Source organism: Actinomadura sp. GTD37, from assembly GCF_041951365.1.
GTDB lineage: Bacteria > Actinomycetota > Actinomycetes > Streptosporangiales > Streptosporangiaceae > Spirillospora.
The window spans coordinates 382,034-402,508 of the sequence record NZ_JBGNUS010000006.1 but is presented as its reverse complement, the minus strand read 5'-3'; the positions used below and the strand labels follow the sequence as shown (position 1 = coordinate 402,508).

At 77.2% G+C, this 20,475-nt stretch carries 23 protein-coding genes; 11 read left to right on the top strand and 12 right to left on the bottom strand.

What is annotated here, in order from left to right; all coding sequences use genetic code 11:
* Window positions 1-42 precede the first annotated feature (42 nt).
* The 4 genes from ACA511_RS29375 (at window position 43) to ACA511_RS29360 (ending at window position 2,948) form a co-directional block, all read left to right on the top strand.
* Window positions 43-669: an RNA polymerase sigma factor gene (locus tag ACA511_RS29375; protein WP_375027879.1), complete on the top strand. Its 627-nt coding sequence runs from the start codon at window positions 43-45 to the stop codon at window positions 667-669.
* Window positions 666-1,445 carry a methylated-DNA--[protein]-cysteine S-methyltransferase gene (locus tag ACA511_RS29370; protein ID WP_375027878.1) on the top strand — a complete coding sequence of 260 codons (780 nt, stop codon included), beginning with the start codon at window positions 666-668 and terminating at the stop codon, window positions 1,443-1,445. Before ACA511_RS29375 ends, ACA511_RS29370 begins: the two co-directional genes overlap by 4 nt.
* 116 nt (window positions 1,446-1,561) lie before the next feature.
* The gene (locus tag ACA511_RS29365; RefSeq protein ID WP_375027877.1) at window positions 1,562-2,638 is read left to right on the top strand and encodes an NAD-dependent epimerase/dehydratase family protein; all 1,077 of its coding nucleotides are present in this window, start codon (window positions 1,562-1,564) and stop codon (window positions 2,636-2,638) included.
* Window positions 2,639-2,696: 58 nt separating this feature from the next.
* Entirely contained in the window at window positions 2,697-2,948 is a 252-nt protein-coding gene (locus ACA511_RS29360; protein ID WP_375027876.1) for a hypothetical protein, read from the top strand.
* Between the two features lie 73 nt (window positions 2,949-3,021).
* On the opposite strand, the gene ACA511_RS29355 is transcribed toward ACA511_RS29360, so the two are convergent.
* The 4 genes from ACA511_RS29355 to ACA511_RS29340 are packed head-to-tail and all read right to left on the bottom strand — an operon-like array spanning window position 3,022 to window position 6,443.
* Window positions 3,022-3,351 carry a CDGSH iron-sulfur domain-containing protein gene (locus ACA511_RS29355; RefSeq protein ID WP_375027875.1) on the bottom strand — a complete coding sequence of 110 codons (330 nt, stop codon included), beginning with the start codon at window positions 3,349-3,351 and terminating at the stop codon, window positions 3,022-3,024.
* Window positions 3,326-4,057 (bottom strand): HemK2/MTQ2 family protein methyltransferase, encoded by a 732-nt coding sequence (locus ACA511_RS29350; protein ID WP_375027874.1) that lies wholly within the window; start codon window positions 4,055-4,057, stop codon window positions 3,326-3,328. The genes ACA511_RS29355 and ACA511_RS29350 overlap by 26 nt, the downstream gene beginning before the upstream one ends.
* Entirely contained in the window at window positions 4,054-5,169 is a 1,116-nt protein-coding gene (locus tag ACA511_RS29345) for an iron-containing redox enzyme family protein (RefSeq protein WP_375027873.1), read from the bottom strand. Before ACA511_RS29345 ends, ACA511_RS29350 begins: the two co-directional genes overlap by 4 nt.
* Window positions 5,166-6,443, bottom strand: a complete 1,278-nt coding sequence (locus ACA511_RS29340) for a glutamate--cysteine ligase (RefSeq protein ID WP_375027872.1) — start codon at window positions 6,441-6,443, stop codon at window positions 5,166-5,168. Before ACA511_RS29340 ends, ACA511_RS29345 begins: the two co-directional genes overlap by 4 nt.
* Window positions 6,444-6,622: 179 nt before the next feature.
* Here ACA511_RS29340 and ACA511_RS29335 point away from each other — a divergent pair, with 179 nt between their 5' ends.
* Window positions 6,623-7,216 carry a cysteine hydrolase family protein gene (locus ACA511_RS29335; protein WP_375027871.1) on the top strand — a complete coding sequence of 198 codons (594 nt, stop codon included), beginning with the start codon at window positions 6,623-6,625 and terminating at the stop codon, window positions 7,214-7,216.
* A 7-nt stretch (window positions 7,217-7,223) separates the two neighbouring features.
* Window positions 7,224-8,162, top strand: a complete 939-nt coding sequence (locus ACA511_RS29330) for a GlxA family transcriptional regulator (protein WP_375027870.1) — start codon at window positions 7,224-7,226, stop codon at window positions 8,160-8,162.
* Window positions 8,163-8,175: 13 nt separating this feature from the next.
* Here the strand turns inward: ACA511_RS29330 and ACA511_RS29325 are convergent, their stop codons facing one another.
* Window positions 8,176-8,955 (bottom strand): sulfite exporter TauE/SafE family protein, encoded by a 780-nt coding sequence (locus ACA511_RS29325; protein WP_375027868.1) that lies wholly within the window; start codon window positions 8,953-8,955, stop codon window positions 8,176-8,178.
* A 105-nt stretch (window positions 8,956-9,060) separates the two neighbouring features.
* Window positions 9,061-9,633 carry a TetR/AcrR family transcriptional regulator gene (locus ACA511_RS29320; RefSeq protein WP_375027867.1) on the bottom strand — a complete coding sequence of 191 codons (573 nt, stop codon included), beginning with the start codon at window positions 9,631-9,633 and terminating at the stop codon, window positions 9,061-9,063.
* Between the two features lie 84 nt (window positions 9,634-9,717).
* On the opposite strand from ACA511_RS29320, the gene ACA511_RS29315 reads away from it, so the two are divergent.
* Window positions 9,718-10,503, top strand: coding sequence for an alpha/beta fold hydrolase (locus ACA511_RS29315; RefSeq protein ID WP_375027866.1), 786 nt, complete (start codon window positions 9,718-9,720; stop codon window positions 10,501-10,503).
* A gap of 9 nt (window positions 10,504-10,512) precedes the next feature.
* Here ACA511_RS29315 and ACA511_RS29310 read toward each other — a convergent pair whose 3' ends face one another.
* On the bottom strand, window positions 10,513-11,136 hold the full coding sequence (locus ACA511_RS29310; RefSeq protein WP_375027865.1) for an IMPACT family protein: 624 nt from the start codon (window positions 11,134-11,136) through the stop codon (window positions 10,513-10,515).
* 53 nt (window positions 11,137-11,189) lie between these two features.
* Between ACA511_RS29310 and ACA511_RS29305 the strand changes: the two genes are divergently transcribed.
* On the top strand, window positions 11,190-11,618 hold the full coding sequence (locus ACA511_RS29305; protein WP_375027864.1) for an ester cyclase: 429 nt from the start codon (window positions 11,190-11,192) through the stop codon (window positions 11,616-11,618).
* A gap of 20 nt (window positions 11,619-11,638) precedes the next feature.
* Here the strand turns inward: ACA511_RS29305 and ACA511_RS29300 are convergent, their stop codons facing one another.
* Window positions 11,639-12,418, bottom strand: a complete 780-nt coding sequence (locus ACA511_RS29300) for an HAD-IIA family hydrolase (RefSeq protein ID WP_375027863.1) — start codon at window positions 12,416-12,418, stop codon at window positions 11,639-11,641.
* Window positions 12,419-12,592: 174 nt separating this feature from the next.
* On the opposite strand from ACA511_RS29300, the gene ACA511_RS29295 reads away from it, so the two are divergent.
* Both ACA511_RS29295 and ACA511_RS29290 read left to right on the top strand, forming a co-directional pair.
* Complete coding sequence (locus ACA511_RS29295) at window positions 12,593-14,356, top strand: AMP-binding protein (protein WP_375027862.1); 1,764 nt, start codon at window positions 12,593-12,595, stop codon at window positions 14,354-14,356.
* Window positions 14,357-14,381: 25 nt separating this feature from the next.
* Window positions 14,382-14,801, top strand: a complete 420-nt coding sequence (locus ACA511_RS29290; RefSeq protein ID WP_375027861.1) for a RidA family protein — start codon at window positions 14,382-14,384, stop codon at window positions 14,799-14,801.
* Window positions 14,802-14,861: 60 nt separating this feature from the next.
* Here the strand turns inward: ACA511_RS29290 and ACA511_RS29285 are convergent, their stop codons facing one another.
* From ACA511_RS29285 to ACA511_RS29275, 3 genes are all read right to left on the bottom strand, one after another.
* Window positions 14,862-15,437, bottom strand: a complete 576-nt coding sequence (locus tag ACA511_RS29285; protein ID WP_375027860.1) for a TerD family protein — start codon at window positions 15,435-15,437, stop codon at window positions 14,862-14,864.
* Window positions 15,438-15,592: 155 nt separating this feature from the next.
* Complete coding sequence (locus tag ACA511_RS29280; RefSeq protein WP_375027859.1) at window positions 15,593-17,347, bottom strand: hypothetical protein; 1,755 nt, start codon at window positions 17,345-17,347, stop codon at window positions 15,593-15,595.
* Window positions 17,347-18,369 (bottom strand): ACP S-malonyltransferase, encoded by a 1,023-nt coding sequence (locus ACA511_RS29275; protein ID WP_375027858.1) that lies wholly within the window; start codon window positions 18,367-18,369, stop codon window positions 17,347-17,349. The genes ACA511_RS29280 and ACA511_RS29275 overlap by 1 nt, the downstream gene beginning before the upstream one ends.
* Window positions 18,370-18,516: 147 nt before the next feature.
* Here ACA511_RS29275 and ACA511_RS29270 point away from each other — a divergent pair, with 147 nt between their 5' ends.
* A complete protein-coding gene (locus tag ACA511_RS29270; RefSeq protein ID WP_375027857.1) occupies window positions 18,517-19,527 on the top strand; it encodes a 3-oxoacyl-ACP synthase III family protein in 1,011 nt (336 codons plus the stop codon).
* 15 nt (window positions 19,528-19,542) lie between these two features.
* Here the strand turns inward: ACA511_RS29270 and ACA511_RS29265 are convergent, their stop codons facing one another.
* Window positions 19,543-20,448 carry a LysR family transcriptional regulator gene (locus ACA511_RS29265; protein WP_375027856.1) on the bottom strand — a complete coding sequence of 302 codons (906 nt, stop codon included), beginning with the start codon at window positions 20,446-20,448 and terminating at the stop codon, window positions 19,543-19,545.
* Window positions 20,449-20,475 lie beyond the last annotated feature (27 nt).

Below are 20,475 nucleotides of genomic sequence, written 5' to 3'. Positions count from 1 at the left end.
GCCGCGCTGCAACGGGCCGGGGCGCGGCGGTGTTGAACGGATGTGACGGTTACGGACGAAGTCTGCGCCCGCGCCCGGCCGGCCGCCCTGGACCGGGCGGCCGCGGAGGTCGTCGCGGCGCTGGCGGACGACCTGGACGGCGGGTTCGCCGTCCTGTACGAGGCGTACCGGGGGGCGGTGTTCTCGACGGCGCTGCGGCTGTGCGGGCGGTGGGCGGAGGCCGAGGACCTGTCGGCGGAGGCGTTCCTGCGCGCCTACCGTGCGCTGGGCGGGTACGGGGCGGGGCGGATCGCGGAGCTGCGGCCGCGGGCGTGGCTGCTGGCGATCCTGACGAACGTGTGGCGCAACAGCCTGCGGTCGGCGGCGCGGCGGCCGGCCGCGGGCCCGATCGAGGACGCCCCCGATCCGCCCGATCCGGGTGAGGGCGTCGAGGACGCCGCGGCGCGCCGGGAGACCGGCCGGGAGCTGGCCGCGCTGCTGGCCGAGCTGCCCGAGACGCAGCGTGCCGCGGTCGTGCTGCGGCATGTCACGGATCTGCCGGTCGCGGAGGTCGCGGCCGTCCTGGGCCTGCCGGAGGGGACGGTCAAGTCGCACGTCTCGCGCGGCCTGGCCCGGCTGCGCGCGCTTCGCGCCGCGCATGACCCCGAGGAGAGAGGGGGCGGACGATGAACCGCACCGATCCGTCCGGCGCGACGCCGGATCCGCTGGCCGAGGAACTGGCGGGGCTGGCCGCCGCCGCGCCGCCCGGCCTGCTGGACCGGATCGCCGCGCGCCGGGTGCGCGTGCCGGGGCCGCTGGAGGACGGGCCGCTGGAGGGGCTGCAGGTCGCCTTCACCGACCGGGGGGTGGCGTTCCTGCGCGCCGGGATGGGCGAGCGGGAGTTCGCCGAGGCGTTCCGGGCCCGGTTCGCGCGGCCGCTGCTGCCCGCGGCGCGTCCTCCGGCGGGGCTGCTGCCGGCGCTGCGGGCGGGGCGGCCGGGGGGGCTGGCGCTGGATCTGCGCGGGCTCAGCGAGTTCGAGGCGGCGGTGCTGGGCGCGGCCGCGCGGATCCCGCGCGGGCAGACCCGTCCGTACGCGTGGGTGGCGCGGCAGGCGGGGCGGCCGAAGGCGGTGCGGGCGGTGGGTTCGGCGCTGGGCCGCAACCCGGTGCCGCTGCTGATCCCGTGCCATCGGGTGACCCGGTCGGACGGTTCGCTGGGCGACTACGTGTTCGGCGCGGACGCCAAGGAGCGGCTGCTGCGCGCCGAGGACGTGGACGTGGTGGAGGCGGCGGAGCTGGCGCGGCGGGGGGTGCGGCTGCTGGGGTCGGACACGACGGGGGTCGTGTGCTATCCGACGTGCGGGGACGCGCGGCGGATCGCGCCCGGGCACCGGCGGGGGTTCGGTGGTCTGGCGGCGGCGCGGGCGGCCGGGTACCGGCCGTGCCCGCGCTGCCGGCCGGCGTGAGCGCGTCGGCGCGGGGCGCGGCGGGGGGCGGGGCATAGTTCGGCGCTGGCCGGGAATGGGCGGTCCACCTGCGGGGACGACTCCGCACGAGGACCGCCGACGAGGGGGAGATCGCCATGCGCGTCGTCGTCACCGGCGCCACGGGCAACATCGGGACCAGCACGCTGCGTGAGCTCGCCGGTGATCCGGCCGTCACCGCCATCACGGGGCTGGCGCGCCGGCGGCCGGGGCCGGGCGCGGACCAGGAGACCGATCCGGGCGGGACCGGCAAGATCGAGTGGGCGGAGGCCGACGTCACCGACAGCGATCTGGTCCCGCTGCTGCGCGGCGCCGACGTGGTCGTCCATCTGGCGTGGCTGTTCCAGCCGACCCACCGGCCCGCGGTGACGTGGGACGCCAATGTCGTCGGCAGCAGCCGGGTGTTCGACGCCGCGGCCGAGGCGGGTGTGGGGGCGCTGGTGTACTCCTCTTCTGTGGGCGCCTACTCCCCCGGCCCGAAGGACCGCGCGGTCGACGAGTCGTGGCCGACGCACGGCTGGGCGGGTGCCGCCTACTCCCGGGAGAAGGCGTATGTCGAGCGGCTGCTGGACGCCTTCGAGGCGGGGAATCCGGAGTGCCGCGTGGTGCGGATCCGGCCGGGGTTCATTTTCGAGCGGCAGTCCGCGAGCGAGCAGCGGCGGCTGTTCGCGGGGCCGCTGCTGCCGGGCCGGTTGGTCCGCCCGGGCGGTATCCCGGTCGTGCCGGACATGCCGGGTCTGCGGATGCAGTTCCTGCATTCGGCGGACGCGGGGCAGGCGTTCCGGCTCGCCGTGACGGGCGGGGCGCGGGGCGCGTTCAACATCGCGGCCGATCCGGTGATGGACGCGGCCGAGCTCGCCGACGTGCTGGGGGCGCGGACGGTCCGGGTGCCGCAGCGCGGGGTGCGGGCGGCGCTGGCCGCCGCGTGGGGGCTGCATCTGGTGCCGGCCTCCCCCGGCCTGTTCGACCTGGCCATGGAGATACCGATCATGGACACCGCGCGGGCCCGGTCCGAGCTGGGCTGGACGCCCCGGCACACCGCGCGCGAGGCCTTCAGCGAGTTCCTGGAGGGGCTGCGCACCGGCGCGGGGCGCGCCACGCCGCCGCTGGCGCCCGGCACCGGCGGGCCGGCCCGCGCCCGCGAGTTCGCCACCGGCATCGGCCGCAGGCCCTGAACCCGGTGTCCCCGGCAACGTCCGTCTCCAACGTCCGCGACCGTACGGAGGTCATCCGATGCCCACGATCACTCCCGACCATCTGCACACCCTGCTGGCCTCCACCGACCGCGACGCGGCGCTCGTCGTCGTCGGGGGGCGGGCCGCCGTCGTCCCGTCCGATCCGGGCCGCGGCGGCGGCCCCGAGGACGCCATGGTGATCACGACGCGGGACGCCGTCATCGCCGAGCTCGACACCGGCGCCAACCAGGAGAAGATCGAGGCGCTGGCGCAGCGCCTGGACGTCGCCCTGGACAGCCTCGGCGGCTGACCCGCGGGCGCCGTCCCGGCGCGGTGTCACCCGGCGCGGTCGTCGTCCGCGCCGGGTGACGGCGCGCCGTCGTTCACGGGGCCGTGTCGTTCACCGGGCCGTCGTTCCGCGCGGCGTCGCGGCCGGGCGTGTTCTGGGCGGGCGTGTTCTGGGAGGTGCGGACGCGGCGGCGGTGGCTGGTGTCGCAGAACGGGTAGGAGCGGCTGCGCCGGCACGCGCACAGCGCGACCAGCCACCGGTCCGACACCGCCGTCGAGCCGTCCTCCAGGACGATCTCGACCGGGCCCTCCACCAGTACCGGGCCGCCGGGCACCATCCGCACCCGCCGCCGGTCCCCCGCGGGCCGGTCGGCTGCGGGCCGGTCGGAGGGGGCGGGTTCAGGCGGGCTGGTGTCGGCGGGCATGCCCGTCTCCGTCCCCGTCCCGGTGGGCGATGGGCCCGGCGGGCGTGCCGATCCGGTCGGCGCGCACCACGACGAGGTCCTCGTGCCGCTGCCCCGGCCGCAGCAGTCCCCGCGCCGCCAGCCGGGTCGCGCGGCGCCGCATGACCGGCCCGAACGGCTCGCGGTGCCGGGCCACCACGGACGCCCGCATTCCGGCGGCGCGCAGCGACACCAGCGTGGCCGCGACCCCGTTCAGCGCCGAGTGCACCAGCAGCAGCGTCCCGGAGGGCGTCAGGTGCGCGGGGGCGTAGGCGCAGATGCGGTCCAGCAGGGTGCGGCCGTCCCGGCCGCCCTCCCAGGCGCGGGCGCGTCCTCGGACCGCGGCCGGGTCGGCGTCGCCCGCCACGTACGGGGGGTTGGCGACGATCACGTCGAACGTCTCGCCGGCGACCGGCGCGAACAGGTCGCCGCGCAGCACGCGCACCGGCAGGCCCCGCACCAGGGCGTTCATCCGCGCGGTCAGGACGGCGGGCGCGGACACGTCGACGGCGACGACCTCGCAGCCGGCGCGGGCCGCGGCGAGCGCGACCGCGCCCGTGCCGGTGCCGAGTTCCAGGACCCGGGCGCCCGGCGGGCGGCCCGCGCGGGCCAGGGCGCCGCCGAGGGCGTGGGTGAGCAGGGAGGTGTCGGACTGCGGCCGGTACACGCCCGGCGGTCTCAGCATCATCGCCCGCCCTCCCGTCCCCCGCCGGGGGGCGGGACGGGCGGCGCGTCGGGGAGCGGGCGGCGCAGCGCGGACCGGCCGGCGTGCCAGCGGTCCAGCAGGAGGCCGCCCAGGCGGTCCTCCAGCAGCCCGGTGGCGCGCACGCCGAGCGCCACGTCGGCGGCCAGCTCCGGTTCGGCGGCCAGCAGCGCGCCGATCACGTCGTGGCGCAGGACCTGCTCGTGGACGGCGTCGGCCTCGATGTGCTCGGTGTAGAACAGCAGGGCCCGGGGGCCCGCGCCGAGGCGCCGCAGGGCCCCGGCCATGCGCCCGGCGGACGGGGCGGTGGTGATCTCGGCCGCGGCGAAGTGGCCGACCAGGGCGCCGCGCAGCGACCGCCGGAGCCCGAACAGCGACATCATGTTCACGGTCGCGAGCATCTGCGCCGGGGCGGCGTCGACGTGGGCGCCGTAGGAGGAGTCCAGGCCCAGGTCGTCCAGGAGCCCGGCGTACAGGCCCTGGTGGATCATGTCGGGGCGGCCGCCGCCGAACTCGTCGTTCTCGACCGCGGCGAGCGCGGTCTTGGCGCGGCCGTGCAGCCGCGGGATCACCCACGCGTGGGGGTCGGCCTCCTTGAGGTGGTACACCGAGCGCAGCGCGGCGTGCTCGCGCAGCTGCCACGGTTCGGCGTGGTCGCGCAGGTGGTGGGAGACGCCGTGCGCGTCCACCGGTTCGACCAGCAGGTCCTGGAGGGCGGCGTCGACGTCGGCGCCGCCGGGTGCGTCGCGGCGCAGCGCGGTCAGGAACGCCGTCTCCAGGGCGCCGCGCAGCCGCAGCAGCGCGGGGTCCCACTCCCAGTCGGGGTCGACGCCGGCGAAGCCCCGGTAGTGCAGTTCGTAGCAGGTGTGCAGGGCCAGCTGGAGGTCGTCTCCGTAGGGGTCGGCGGCCGCGGCCGCGGCCGGGTCGGGGAGCCGGGCGGGGTCGGCGGGGGGCGGGCCGCCGTTCAGGGCGGCGGTCACGGCGCGGGACAGCGGTCCGCGCGGCGGCGGCGGTGCCGGCGCAGCGTCGCGTGCCGGTGCCGCGTCGGGTGCGGCGCCGTGTGGTTCGTCCCGGGCCGGGGCCTGGGGAAGGGTCATGTGTCCTCCGTCGTGAGCGTGGCGTCCGGCTCCGGTACCCGCTCACACGCGTCCCATACGCCCGGTTTTTCCCCAATGGTCACGGTGGTGGCCAGGTCGGGCGGGTCGCCGGGCCCTCCGGCGGGCCGTGCGGGCCCGGTCTGGCGCGCCAGCATCCGCACCGCCGCGAGCGGCCCGCCCCGGGCGGCCGCGCGGCGCTGCCGGTCCGCGCCCGTCCCCGCGCTGCGGACCGCCTCCAGCAGCGTGCGGACGGTGTCCAGGTCGCCCGCGGCCTCCAGCGCGGGGGCGGCCCGCGCGACCAGGTCGCCGGCCAGCCGCCACGCCGGGACGGGCCGCCGCGCGACCGGGTCGGCCAGGGCGGCGCCCATGCCGTGGCGGGCGGCGTTCCACAGCGCCGCCGCGCACAGCTGCGCGTCCGCCCGCGGCGCCTCCCGGCCCGCCGCCAGATCGGCCAGCGCGGCGCCGACCAGGCCCCGCACCAGCGCGGCCTGCAGCACCGCCTCGTCGGCGGTGGCCGCCGCGTCCGCCGCGCGGACCTCCACCGTCGGCCACCGCGGCGACGGCCGCGCCAGCCAGAACGTCATCGCCGCGTCCACCAGCGCGCCCGCGTCCACCAGCGCCGCGACCCGCGCGTCCCACTCGGCCGCCGACGCCGACCACGGCGGCACCCCGGCCCCGGGGAACCGCGCCATCGCCACGGCCCGGCGGCACGCGAACCCGGTGTCGCGGCCGTGGTCGAACGGCGAGTTCGCCGACAGGGCCACCAGCACCGGCAGCCACGGCCGCAGATGGTTCACCACCGCCACCGCGGTGTCGCGGTCGGGGACGCCGACGTGGACGTGGCAGCCGCACGCCTGGTAGTCCTCCACCACGTCCCCGTAGGCGGCCATGATCGCGGCGAACCGGTCGCCGCGCGCGGGCGGCGGCGGGCGGCCGTCCAGCACCGGCGTGCCCGCCGCCACCAGCAGCGCGCCGCCCTCCCGCGCGGCCGCGGCCAGCCGCGCCCGCCCGAACCGCAGCTGCGCGCCCAGGTCCGCCATGTCGTGGCACACGCCCGTCGCCGCCTCCACCTGCGAGGTCAGCAGCTCGGGCTGGAACGAGCCGCCGGTGGCGGCCCACCGGTGCGGGCCCGCCGCCGCCAGGACCCGTTCGGCGTCCGGGACGCACTCCCCCGACACCGCGTCGACCAGCAGGAACTCCTCCTCCACCCCGATGCTCGGGCCCGGCGCCCGGGTCTCTTCCGCGCGGTGTCCGCCCGTGCCGTCCCCGCCCATGCGGTGCCCCCCTCGATCGTGCGCGCCCGTCACCCCGAGGGATGCCCGTCCAGGACGCCCCCTCCCGCCACCGGCCGAGATCTTTCCGCCGCCCCCGCCCGGGAGGCTGACCGGATCGTTCCGCATCGCGCCGCGATGACGCCTGCCGCGGCGCGCCCGCAGGAGCCAGGATCGACCGTATGAACCGAGCGCTACTCGTCATCGACGTCCAGGAGTCCTTCCGCCGCCGCCCGAACTGGGCGGCGGTGTCGGCGCCCGACATCGCCGCGCGCGCCGCCCGGCTGGCCGCCGCGGCCCGCGCCGCGGGCGACCTGGTCGTGTGGATCCTGCACGCCGAGCCCGCGACCGGCGGCCCCTTCGACCCCGGCCTCGGCCACGTCCGCCTCATGGACGGCCTGGCCCCCGGCCCCGGCGAGCCCGTCCTGACCAAGACCTCCCGCAACGCCTTCACCACCACCGGGCTGCAGCAGCTGCTCACCGCCCGCGGCGTCGGCGAGGTCGCCGTCTGCGGCATCCAGACCGAGCAGTGCTGCGAGACCACCGCCCGGCTGGCCGCCGACCTCGGCTACCGCGTCACCTTCGTCACCGACGCCACCGCCACCTTCCCGATCGAGCACCGCGACGCCCCGCCCGGCCGGGACCTCGCCGAGATCCTCGCCGACCCCGCCACCCTGCCCACCGGCCAGATCATCGCCCGCACCGAGTACGCGCTGGCCGGACGCTTCGCCGCCATCGCCTCCCTCGACGACCTCGCACCCGCCGCGCTAGTGTGACCGGATCGTGAACCGCGTCGTCTTCCTGCTCGTCCCCGGACTGCACCTGCTCGACCTCGCCGGCCCCGCCCAGGTGTTCTCCACCGCCGCCGACACCGGCCTGCCCTACCGGCTCGCCTACACCGCCGACCGCCCCGGCGGCGGCGCGGCGGCGGACGGGCGGGAGGACGTCCCCACCGCGCAGGGCCTGCCGCTGCGGGCGCCCGCGGCCTGGCCCGACCTCACCCCCGCCGACCTCGTCGTGGTCCCCGGATGGCGGTGGGCCGACGGCGCGCCCCACGCCCCGCCGGTCTCCGCGGACGCCGCCCGCCGGCTGGCCGCCCACCACGCCGCCGGCGGCGCCGTCGCCAGCGTCTGCGCCGGCGCGTTCGCCCTCGCCCACGCCGGCCTGCTGGACGGCCGCCGCTGCACCACCCACCACGAACTGCAGGACGCCCTCGCCCGCCGCCACCCCCGCGCCACCGTCGTCCGCGACGTCCTGTACGTCACCGACGGCCGCGTCATCACCTCCGCCGGCATCGCCAGCGGCATCGACCTCGCCCTGCACCTGGTCGCCGCCCGGCACGGCCCCGGCGCCGCCGCCCGCGTCGCCCGCGCCATGGTCGTGTACGCGCGCCGCAACGGCGACCAGCCGCAGGCCGGCGCCATGCTCCGCCACCGCGCCCACCTGTCCGACGCCGTCCACCGCGCGCAGGACCTCATCGACTCCTGCTACACCCGCCCCCTCCCGCTGCACCGCCTCGCCGCCGCCGCGGGCGTCAGCGAACGCACCCTGACCCGCCGCTTCGCCGCCGCGACCGGCCGCACGCCCCTGCGCTACCAGCAGGAACTGCGGCTGGAGCACGCCGAGCACCTCATCGGGCAGGGCGCCACCGCCGACGCCGCCGCCCGCGCCGCCGGGTTCACCGACGCCCGCATGCTCCGCCGCCTGCGCGCCCGCGCCTAGACCGGGCCGCGGCTCAGCCGTGCAGGGCCACGTAGGGCGCCAGCACCAGCAGGCTCACCACCAGCGCGGCCTTCAGCGCCGCCGCCGGAACCGCCCGCGCGATCACCCACCCCGCCAGCACCCCCGCCAGCTCCGGGACGCCCATCAGCGCCGCCAGCGGCCAGTCGACCGCGCCCGCCGCGACGTACCCGGCCGTCCCGATCCCGGCGATCACCACCGACTGCGCCTGCGCCGCCGCCAGCGCCGGCAGCACCGGCATCCCCAGCGCCAGCAGCAGCGGGACGCTCAGCAGCGGCCCCCCGACACCGAACATCGCGCCCACCACCGCCACCCCCGCCCCCACCGCGACCGCCGCCGGCCACCCCGGACCGCCCGGCCCGTCCGGCCCGCCCGGCCCGTCCGCGCCGCCCGGCCGCCGCCACAGCACCAGCGCCGCGGTCAGCGCGACGAACACCCCCAGCAGCACGCCGAACACCCGGCCCGTCACCAGCCCGTTCGCCAGCACGCCCAGCGGCGTCCCCACGACCGCGCCGCCCGCCAGCAGCGCCGCCGTCCGCCGCGTCGCCGGCTCCCGCAGCTGCCCCGACCGCGTGTAGACGGCCGTGCCCAGCAGCCCCGTCGCGACGTTGGTGACGATCGCCGTCCCCGCCACCTCCGCCGGCGACAGCCCGGTGAACGCGAACAGCCCCACCGTGATCAGCACCCCGCCCGGCCCCACCGCGGTGATCCCGACCCCGGCCGCCAGCCCCAGCAGCACCAGGCCCGCGATCACCACCGGCTCCAGCCCCGCCACCGGCCGCCACCTCGCCTCCGCATGCCCGCGCCCGCCGGCACCGGCGGCAGCGCGCCGCCCAGCGTAGAACAGCCGCCCGCCCCGAGACGGGCGGGGACGGGCCCGTCAGGGGCGCGGCGGCGGGGCCAGCGCGCCGGACAGGAACAGGGTCGTGACGGCGGCGCTGGCCTCCTCCACGCCCAGCCGCTGCCGGACGACGCGGGACACCACGCCCTCCAGCAGGCTGAAGTACAGCTCGGCGAGCGTGTGGACGGGCAGGTCGCCGCGGAATCGGCCCCCGGCGGCGCCGCGCTCGAACACCGCGCGCAGCGGCCCCGCCAGCTGCCGCTCGACGCGGCGGGCCTCCCGCGGCGTCCTCTCCAGCAGGCCGAGCGCCCGGTACCGGCTGGTCGCGGCTATCGTCGCGCGCGTCATCGCGGCGACGGCCTCCTCGATCGGCGCCGAGTCCAGGCGGGCGTCCTCCAGCCGCGCCGCCAGGTCGGCCAGCGCGGCCTCGTACAGCGCGTCCAGCAGGGCGTCGCGGCCGGGGAAGTAGCGGCCGAGCGCCGCGGGCGCCACCCCGGCGGCCTCGGCGATGTCGGCCATGCCCGCCGCCTCGCCGCGCTCGGCCAGGACCGCGGCGGCGGCGTCCAGGATCCCCGCCCTCACCTGGTCGCCGTCGATCGTCCCCCTGCTCATCGCGGGAAGGGTACACCGCCGCCCGATCAGTGGTGGGGTGGGAACGGCGCCGTCCTGGGCCGCCGAACGGGGAAGGACACCCTCATGGAAACCGTGTACTCCAAGGACGGCACCCGCATCGCCTTCGACCGGACCGGCGCCGGGCCCGCCCTGGTCCTGGTCGGCGGGGCGCTCAACGACCGCGGCTCCGGCGCCGCGCTCGCCGCCCTGCTGGCCGGCCGGCACACCGTCCTCGCCTACGACCGGCGCGGCCGCGGCGACAGCGGCGACACCCCGCCCTACTCCGTCGACCGCGAGATCGAGGACCTGGCCGCCGTGCTCGGCGCGGCGGGCGGGTCCGCCGCGGTGTACGGGATGTCGTCGGGCGCGGTGCTGGCGCTGCGCGCCGCCGCCCGCGGGCTGCCCGTCACCCGGCTCGCGCTGTTCGAGCCGCCGTTCCACACCGGGCACGACGACCGGCTCACCCGGTCCCGCGCCTACAACACCGAGCTGACCGGGCTGCTGGCCGACGGCCGCCGCGGCGACGCGCTCGCGCTGTTCATGGGCGGCGTCGGGATGCCCGCCGAGATGATCGCGCAGGCGCGGAACGCGCCGGTGTGGCCCGCGCTGGAGGCCCTCGCGCCCACCCTCGCCTACGACTCGGCCGTCATGGACGACGCCGGCGGCGGCGCGATCCCCACCGCGCTCATCGAGCGGGTCACCGCCCCCGCGCTGGTCATGGACGGCGGCGACAGCCCCGCGTGGATGCGCGACACCGCCCACCGCGTCGCGGCGCTGCTGCCCGCCGGGACGCACCGCACCCTGGACGGCCAGACCCACGACGTCGCGCCCGGCGCGCTCGCGCCCGTCCTGGCCGGGTTCCTCGGCTGACCCTGCCGGTCAGGCGACCGGGACCTCGACGTGGCCGGCCGCGCCGCGCCGCAGCGACGCGCGCCCGGCGGTGACCTCGGCGGCCCACGCCTCGAACGCCTCCAGGTCCGCGGCGGGCACGGTGACGTCCGCCTCCACGGCCGCCCCGTAGCGGACGTCGCCCGGCCGGCGGCCGGCGGCGTGCAGGTCGCCGAGGAACCGTCCCGCCAGCGCGTGGTCCAGGCGGGCGGTGACCGTCACCACCGGGCGCAGCTCCACGACCCCGACGGCGTCGACGGCGCCGGCGACCGCCTGGGCGTAGGCGCGGGCCAGGCCGCCCGCGCCGAGCTTCACCCCGCCGAAGTGGCGGGTGACGACCGCGGCGGTGCCGGTCAGGCCGCGGCGCACCAGCACCTCCAGCATCGGGACGCCCGCCGTCCCGGCCGGTTCGCCGTCGTCGCTGCTCTTGGCGATCTCGCCGTGCTCGCCGACCACGTAGGCGGTGCAGTTGTGGGTGGCGTCGCGGTGGGCGCGCCGGTGCGCGGCGATGAACGCCACCGCCTCGGCCTCCCCGGCGGCGCGGGCGAGCGTGCACACGAACCGGGACCTGCGGATCTCCAGCTCGCGCGTGCCGCCCTGCCTGATCATGCGCATGAGGTCTCCGAGTCTATGTTTGACCGGGCGCGCCGCGGGTCAGCGTTGTGGGCATGGATCCTCTGGACGCGCTGTACCGGCGCTGGCTGTTCGAGGTGTGGGGCGGCGACCTCGCCGTGGCCGCGCAGATCCTCACGCCGGGTTTCACCGGGCACTGGCCGAACCTGGAGGTGCACGGCCCGGACGAGGCGGCCGAGCAGGTCCGGCGCTCCCACGAGTACTTCACCGGCGTCCGCACCACCCTGGACGCCGGGCCGGTCGTCGGCACGGTCCCCGGCGGGGGCGAGGGGGGCATGGTCGCCGCCGCGTGGAGCTTCCACGGCTCCTACCGGGGCGGCATCCCCGGCGCGACCGCCGCCCCCGGCACGCCCGTGTCGTTCCGGGGGCAGGACATCTTCCGCGCCGAGGACGGCCGGTTCGCCGAGTACTGGGTCGTCTCGGACGTGCTCGGCATGATGACCGCGCTCGGCGCCCTCGGCTGACGGGCCCCCGCCCCGGCGGGTCAGACCAGGTCGATGAGGTCGGCGATGGAGGGGACGACCCGGTTCGGGCGGAACGGGAACCGGGCGATCTCCTCCTTGCGGGTCACGCCGGTCAGCACCAGGATCGTCTCCAGCCCGGCCTCGATGCCGGCGACGACGTCGGTGTCCATCCGGTCGCCGATCATGGCCGTGGACTCGCTGTGCCCGCCGACGACGTTCAGCGCCGTCCGCATCATCAGCGGGTTCGGCTTGCCGACGAAGTAGGGCTCCACGCCCGTCGCCCGGGTGATCATCGCGGCGACCGCGCCGCAGGCGGGCAGCGACCCCTCCGGGGACGGGCCGACCGGGTCGGGGTTGGTCGCCACGAACCGGGCGCCGCCCTCGATCAGCCGGATCGCGCGGGTGATCTGGGAGAAGCTGTAGGTGCGGGTCTCCCCCAGCACCACGTAGTCGGGGTCGATGTCGGTGAGGACGAAGTCGGACTCGTGCAGCGCCGTGGTCAGCCCCGCCTCCCCGATCACGTACGCCGACCCCTCGGGCCGCTGGTCGGCCAGGAACCGGGCGGTGGCCAGCGCGGACGTCCAGATCGACTCGGCGGGGACCTGGAGGCCGGCCGCCGCGAGCCGGGCCGACAGGTCCCGCCGGGTGTAGATCGAGTTGTTGGTCAGGACGAGGAACGGCGTGCCGGACGCCGACAGCCGCCCGATGAACTCCTCGGCGCCGGGCACGGGGCGCCCCTCGTGGACCAGGACCCCGTCCATGTCCGACAGCCAGTACTCGATCGGCCCGCGTTCGGTCATGCCCCCATTGTCGCAGGTGGGGATCTTCGCTCGGGCCGTCCGCCCGCGCGGCCGGCCCGGCCCGGGGCGTTGACCTGCACGTGATGTGGATCATAGATTCTCGGCACGGCGCACCGAATCGTGTTCGGCGATCGGGCCGCGCGGCGGCGCGCCGTCACCCGCGGGAGGCGCGACGTGCAGGACCGTGAAGTGCAGGCGAATGACGTGCGGAACCCCGGCATGCGGGACGGGGGCGTGCTGGACGGCGGGCTGCCGCGCATCGCCGAGGTCAGGGCGGCGATGACCGCGCCCGGACGGCTGTTCGAGATGGACGAGGCCGACATCCGCGGCGTCCGGACCCGGGTCTGGAAGAACGCCCCGACCACCCTCCGCGACGTCCTGGAGATCTCCCGCGCCCACGGCGACGCCGCCTTCCTGGTCTACGACGGCGACCGCGTCACCTTCGCCGAGCACTACGCCCGCGCCGCCGCGTTCGCGCGGCGGCTCGTCGACCGGTACGGGGTGGCCAAGGGCGACCGGGTCGCGATCGCGATGCGCAACTACCCCGAGTGGTCGGTGGCGTTCTTCGGCGCCGCCGTCGCCGGCGCGGTCGTGGTGCCGCTGAACGCCTGGTGGAGCGCCGCCGAGCTGGAGTACGGGCTGGCCGACAGCGGCGCGAAGGTCCTGGTCGCCGACGCCGAGCGGGCCGAGAGGCTCGCCGGGGCGCTGCCCGGCCTGGGCGTCGCCTGCCTGGTCGCCCGCGCCGACGGCCCCCTGCCCGAGGGCGCCGAAGCGTTCGCCGACGCCGCAGGCGATCCCGGCGACCCGGCCGCGGCGTCGCTGCCCGAGGTGGCCGTCGACCCCGACGACGAGGCCACCATCTTCTACACCTCCGGCACCACCGGACGCCCCAAGGGCGCCCTGGGCACGCACCGCAACATCACCACCAACCCCGTCAGCCTCGCCTACGGGATCATGTCGGCCGGGTTCCGCGCGGGCCGGACGATCGAGGAGCTGACCGCGCCGCAGCCGCGGGTGACGCTGCTGAGCGTCCCGTTCTTCCACGCCACCGGCTGCCATTCGGTGCTGGTGACCAGCGCGCTGCAGGGCGGCACGGTCGTGCTGATGTACAAGTGGGACGTCCGGCGGGCGCTGGAGCTGATCGAGCGGGAGCGGGTCACCGGGTTCGGGGGCGTGCCCACCATGGCGTGGCAGGTGCTGACGTCCCCCGACTTCGGGCGGTACGACACCTCCAGCCTCACCGGCGTCAGCTACGGCGGCGCCCCGGCCGCGCCCGCCCTGGTCGACAAGATCAGGGAGCGGCTGCCCGAGCGGGTGCCCGGCAACGGCTACGGCCTGACCGAGACCTCGTCGGTCACCACCTACAACGGCGGGGTGAACTACCTGGAGCGGCCCGAGAGCGTCGGCCCGCCCGTCGCGGTCTGCGACGTCAAGGTCGTCGGCCCGGCCGGGGACGAGCTGCCGGCCGGCGAGGTCGGCGAACTGCTGATCAAGGGACCGAACGTCATCAAGGGCTACTGGAACAAGCCCGACGCGACCGCCGCCGCGTTCGTGGACGGCTGGTTCCACAGCGGCGACCTGGCCCGCCTGGACGCCGACGGGTTCGTGTACATCGTCGACCGGGCCAAGGACATGCTGATCCGCGGCGGCGAGAACGTCTACTGCGCCGAGGTCGAGGCCGCGCTGTACGAGCATCCGGCGGTCGCCGACTGCGCCGTCATCGGCGTCCCCCACCAGGTCCTGGGCGAGGAGGTCGGCGCGGTCGTGGTGCCGCGCCCCGGGACGGCGGTGACCGGGGAGGAGATAGCGGCGTTCCTGCGCGGGCGGATCGCGGCGTTCAAGGTGCCCGCCCACCTGTGGTTCCGCGACGAGCCGCTCCCCCGCAACCCCGGCGGGAAGATCCTCAAGACCCGGCTGCGCGAGGAACTGCTCAGCTGACCGGGGCGAGTAAAGTGATCTTGTGATGAGCAGTGAACCGCACCCCGGCATCCGGCGGATCGACGCGCCCGGCCTGGCGCCCGGCCCCGGCTACAGCCATGTGATCTCCGTCGACGTCCCGGGCCGCCTGGTGGTGGTCAGCGGCCAGATCGCCCTGGACGGCGCCGGGAACCTCGTCGGCCCCGGCGACCTCGAGGCCCAGACCCGGCAGGTGTTCGGCAACCTGGAGGCCGCGCTCACCGCCGCAGGGGCCGGCTGGGAGCACGTCGTGCGGCTCGGGTACTTCCTGCGGGACGCCTCCGGCGTCGGCGTCGTCCGCGCCGTGCGCGCCGAGTTCGTCCCCGCGGGCGTGTCGCCGGCGGCGTCGCTGATCGAGGTGTCCCGGCTCGTCCGCGACGACCTGCTCATCGAGGTCGAGGCGCTCGCCGTCGTCCCCGCGGGCTGACCCGGACGCCGGGCGGGGCGCCCCGGCGGACCGGGGCGCCCCGCGGGCACGGGGCCGCGGTCAGACGTTCACGCCGAAGTCGGAGGCGATGCCCGACAGGCCGGAGGCGTAGCCCTGGCCCACCGCGCGGAACTTCCACTCGGCGCCGTTGCGGTACAGCTCGCCGAACACCATGGCGGTCTCGGTCGAGGCGTCCTCCGACAGGTCGTAGCGCGCGAGCTCGCTGTTGTCGGCCTGGTTCACCACGCGGATGAAGGCGTTGCGGACCTGCCCGAAGTTCTGCTGGCGGCTGTCGGCGTCGTAGATCGACACCGGGAACACGATCTTGGAGACCTCGGCCGGGACCGTGTTGAGACTGACCTTGACCTGCTCGTCGTCGCCCTCGCCCTCGCCGGTGAGGTTGTCGCCGGTGTGCTCGACCGAGCCGTCGGGGCTCTTGAGGTTGTTGAAGAAGACGAAATGCTGGTCCGACAGCACCTTGTTCTCCGCCGAGACCAGCAGGGCGCTGGCGTCGAGGTCGAAGTCGGTCCCGGTGGTGGTCCGCACGTCCCAGCCCAGACCGACCACGACGGCGGTCAGTCCGGGAGCCTCCTTGGTCAGCGAGACGTTGCCGCCCTTGCTCAGACTGACTCCCACTGTTGTCTACCTCCGTATCGGGACTGCGGGTGCGGTCACCCGCGATCGGCCTGTCTTACGAGAACGGTAGCCATCCCGCGCCGGTTCCCCCGGCTCCTTGGCGAATTCGCGGCGTGGCGTGCCGTTTCGTCCGATCCCGAGCGTAGGGGACGCGGTCAGGGGCCGGTGAGGAAGGCCGTGGGGGCGGTGACGGCGGCGGGCAGCCCGAACGCGGCGGCCAGTTCCCCGGCCCGGGGCGCCAGCTCGTCGCAGGCGCGGCGGCGCGCCGCCCACAGCTCGTCCAGCATGCCGGGCGGGGCGACGCCCTCGTTGAGCAGGTCGGCGGCGCGGCGTTCCAGGAGGTTCAGCGCGTGCAGCCGCAGCACGGTCCCCTGCCCGGCGCCGGACGCGGCGGCGAGGATCTCCAGGACGACGCGGTCGGCGCAGGCCGTGGCGGTCCGCGCGGCCAGCGCCAGGTTGCCGTTCCAGGCGGCGAAGGCGTCGGCGCCGCCGCCGAGCGCGGCCTGGACCCGGGCGGCGAGCCGGTCGCCCATCCGGCGTTCGGTGTCGCGGGCCAGGAACAGCCACACGGCCGGGGAGTCCAGGTCGCCGCCGTCGGGCGGGCCGGCCTCGGGTTCGGGCGGGACGTAGCGGTCCCGGTCGGCCATGGCGCGGGCGGTGTCGTAGAGGATCAGCTCGTTGTCGCCGCCGGCGTTCTGGTAGGCGTGCGTCAGGCCCCGGTAGGCGTTGAGGCGCTCGACGGCGGCGAAGCCGGGCGCGCCGCTGTGCACGCGGCACACCGACACCGTCTCCTGCGCCTGGGCGGTCGCGGCGGCCTTCAGCAGCGCCAGGTCGCGGTCGACCGCCGACCACGGCGCCCACGCCGTGACCGGCCCGCCCCGCCCGCCCGCGTCCGCCCCGCCCCGCCCGGACGCGGGCGGGCCGCCGGGGCGGGGGGCGGTGGCGTGCGCGGCGACGGCGGTGAGCGCGTACGCCGACGCCAGCGCGCCCAGCACCGCCTCCTGCTGGTTGCGGTAGTCGGTCAGCGGGCGGCGGGGCGCGAGCCGGCCGAGGGTGGTGCGGCCGGCCGAGTGCGCCAGCAGCATCGCGGCGGACGCCCGGGTGATCGCGGCGGAGGCGGAGACGACCGCGCGCCACACCTGCGGGGCGATGCCCATCGAGCGGGTCAGCCGCGCCGCGGGGTCCCCGGCGGGGTCGTGGAAGGCGCCGTCCGCGCCGATGGCGGCGCCGTCGCGCAGCCACGCCTCGTAGGGGACGCGGACGCCGTCCAGGAGGACGGCGGCGTAGTCGATCTGCAGTCCGGTCGTCTCGGGCGCGGGGACGATGCGGACGCCGGGCGGGACGGCGCCGCCGGGTCCCCGCAGCGGCACCGCGAACACGAACACGCCGCGCTCCTCGCCGCCGTGGACGAGGGTGGCGTAGACGGCGGCGGTCTTGGCGACGTCCGGGTGGGCGGTGTTGGTGGGGAACTTGGCGGCCCGCGCGTCCGGGGTGGTCAGCACGAACCCGCCGGTGGCGGGGTCGTGGCGGGCGATGGTGCGGGGCGACAGGTGGCTGTTGCTGCGGCCCACCTCGGTCATCAGCAGCGTCCCGGCCGCGTCCATCGACTCCAGCGCGTCCCGGGCGCCGTCGCGGCCGTCGCCGAACCGCAGGATGGGGCCGAGGGCGAGGGTGTAGTGCAGCAGCATGACGTGGAACAGGGCCGGGTCGGCGATCGCGGCGCGGTCCAGCAGCGCGCACAGCGCCGGCGGGTCGGCCAGCAGTTCGGCGGCGGGCGGCGCGGCGAGGCCGGCGCGGCGCAGCCGGTCGTAGGTGAGGGCCTGGCGTTCGCGGGCGGTGAGCCCGTCGGGGTAGGCGAAGAACTCCTCGGGGACGGCCTTGTCCAGGCGGGCGCGGGTCTCGGCGTCCATCAGCGCTCCTCTTCGCGGGGGGCGACGCCGGGCGCGGCCTTGCCCGCGCGGCCGTGCCGGGGGCGGTCGCGCAGGGGCGCCAGGGTCCGCGCGCCGGGGACGGTGAGGCGCGCGCACTGGCACAGCGCGTCGCCGGGGCCGGCCTCGGTGAACACGGTGGCGCCGGCGGCGTGGACGGCGCGCAGCGCGTCGGGGAGCCGGACGGGTCCGACGATGCAGTCGGCGAGGGCGCGGTGCAGGTCGTCGCCGTCGTGGTAGGCGCGGCCGCGGACGGGTGAGTGCACGGGCACCTCCAGGGGCCGCTGGGGAAGCCGGCGGATCATCGCGTACCACTCGTCGTCGGCGCCGGCCATCGCGGGATGGTGCGACAGGTAGGGGACGGCGAGGCGCGCGGCGCGCGTCCCGGCGGCGCGGGCGGCGGCCACGACGGCCTCCAGGGGCGCGTCGGGCCCGGACACGATCGTCACGGTCGGCGCGTTCAGGCAGGCGACGACGACGTCGGGCGCGCCGGCGGCCTGGATGCAGGCGCGGGCGCCGTCCTCGCCGGCCTCCAGCAGCGCCATGCCGCCGCCGCGGCCGCGGCGGGCCAGGACGCCGACGGCGGAGGCGGCCATGCGGGCGCCGTCGGCGATGGTGAACGCGCCCGCGCTGACGAGGGCGGCGATCTCGCCGAAGCTCTGCCCGACGGCGTATCCGGGGTGGACGCCGGCGGCGCGCAGGGCGCGGTCGACGGCGACGGAGGCGGCGTAGGCGCACAGCTGGGCGACGCCGGGGGTGCGGGAGGCGTCGCGGTAGGCGGCGGGGTCGTCGAGCAGGATCGTCCGCAGGGACGGCCATCCGGTGGCGGGCAGGCCCTCCTGGGCGGCGTCGAGGACGTCGGCGACGGCGCGGGCGGCGCCGGGCCCGGTGCGGGCGAGGGCGGGCAGGTCGGGGACTCCGGTCGAGCCGGTGCCGGGGAAGAGGAAGGCGCAGACGTCGTCGGGCTTGAGCTCCTCGGCGGGGCGGAACGCGGTGGACGGCACGCGGGGTCTCCTTACCTGGAAGGAAGGCTCACTTTGCCATTCGGATAAAGGCCGCTTATCGCTCAGTTATGGAACATAAACCCTGAAATGGGATTATTCACTCGTGGAGTCGCTCTGGCAACCGGCAGTGGTGCAAGGGGGAAGAGCATGGCCGTGAGGCATGACGCGGGATGGGCGATTCGAGGGACCGGCGCCTACCTGCCCGACCGCTGCGTCCGCAGCGAGGACCTGTCCCGCTCGCTGGGCCTGGAGCCGTCCTGGATCGAGGACCGCACCGGGATCGTCCGCCGGCACCTGGCCGCACCCGGGCAGGCCGCCTCCGACCTCGCCGCGGCCGCCGCCGCGAGGGCCCTGGACGCGGCCGGGCTGGACGCCGGCGACCTCGGCCTGATCGTCCTCGGCACCTCCACGCCCGACCTGGTCGCCCCGTCCACCGCCTGCCGCGTGCAGGCCCTGCTCGGCGCGCGCCGCGCCGCCGCGTTCGACGTCGCCGCCGCCTGCACCGGGTACGTGTTCGGGCTGCAGGCCGCGCTCGGCTGGCTGGCGACCCAGCGCGGCTCGGCCCCGTACGCGCTGGTCGTCGGCGTCGAGGTGTACTCGCGGTTCCTCGACCCCGCCGACCGCGGCACCATCGCGGTGTTCGGCGACGGCGCCGGCGCCACGGTGCTCGGGCCCGTCCCCGCGCCCTACGGGATCGGCCCGGTCACGCTCGGGTCCGACGGCTCGGGCGCCGACGACGTCCTCATCCCCGCGGGCGGCAGCCGCCTGCCCGCCAGCGCCGACACCCTCGCCGGGCTCGGCCACACCATCCGCATGGACGGCCGCGCCGTCCGCGGCTTCATCACCCGGATCTTCCCCCGCGTGGTCGCCGAGGCCACCGAGGCGGCCGGGATCAAGCCCGCCGACCTGTCCCTGGTCGTCCCCCACCAGCCCAACCCGCGGCTGGTCGCCTCGCTCGCCCCCGGCGCCGGGCTCGGCCCGGACCAGCTGGCGATCGTCGGGCAGGACGTCGGCAACATCGGCGCCGCCAGCATCCCCTACGCCCTGGACCGGTCGGTGCGCACCGGACGGCTCGCGCCCGGCGACCTGGTGCTGCTCGCCGGGTTCGGCGCGGGCGTGACCTGGGGCCACGCCCTCCTCACCTGGCCGCCCGCCTGACCCCGCGCGCGGGGTTCAGCGCGTGCGTGAGCGCGGCGCGCGGCGGTTCTCGGCCGCGACGGCGACCGCGCAGCGCACGAACGCCGCCAGCGACCGCGACCGGGACGCCTCCGGCCACGCAAGCACCAGCGTGGTCGGGGCCGCGTCCCGCACCGGCACCGCCGCCAGGTCCGCGCGCAGCAGGCCCCGCATCGACTCCGGCAGCACCGCCACCGCCCGGCCGAGCGCGATCAGCTGCATCAGCTGTCCGCCGTCGCCGACCGGCTGCCCCTCAGAGGCCGGGCCCGGCCCCTGAGCGGCGCGCGGCCGGACCTCGCCGTCCAGGTCGGCCATCGACACCTCGGCGCGGCCCGCCAGCCGGTGGTTCCTCGGCAGGACGGCGACCTGCCGCTCCTCCAGCAGCGGCTCGGTGGCCAGGCCGGCGGCGTCCTGCCGCGGCGTGTACAGCAGGGCGGCGTCGGCGCGGCCGTCCCGCAGCGCGCGGTCGGCCCCGTACCCGAGCAGCATCTCCACCGGAACCGCGTCCGGCTCGCGCTCGTAGGCGGCCAGGATCCCCGGGAGCAGGCCGCCGCCGTCCCCGCCGGGCTTCATCGCCAGGACCAGCCGGGGCCCGGCGCCGCCGGCCCGGCGGGTGCGGCGGACCGCCGCCGCGACGGCGTCCAGCGCGGCGGCGCCCTCGGCCGCCAGCGTCTCCCCCGCCGGGGTCAGGACGACCCGGCGGCTGGTGCGCTCCAGCAGCGTCACCCCGAGGCGCCGCTCCAGCCGCCCGATCGCCCGCGACAGCGGCGGCTGCGCGATGCCGAGGCGCTCGGCGGCGCGGCCGAAGTGCAGCTCCCGCGCCACCGCCAGGAAGTAGGCGAGCTCACGCGTCTCCACCGTGCTCACCGGGTCCGCCGGGCTCGCCGGGTCCGCCGCATCCATGCCTCCAGGGTATTGATCGCGGCGCGA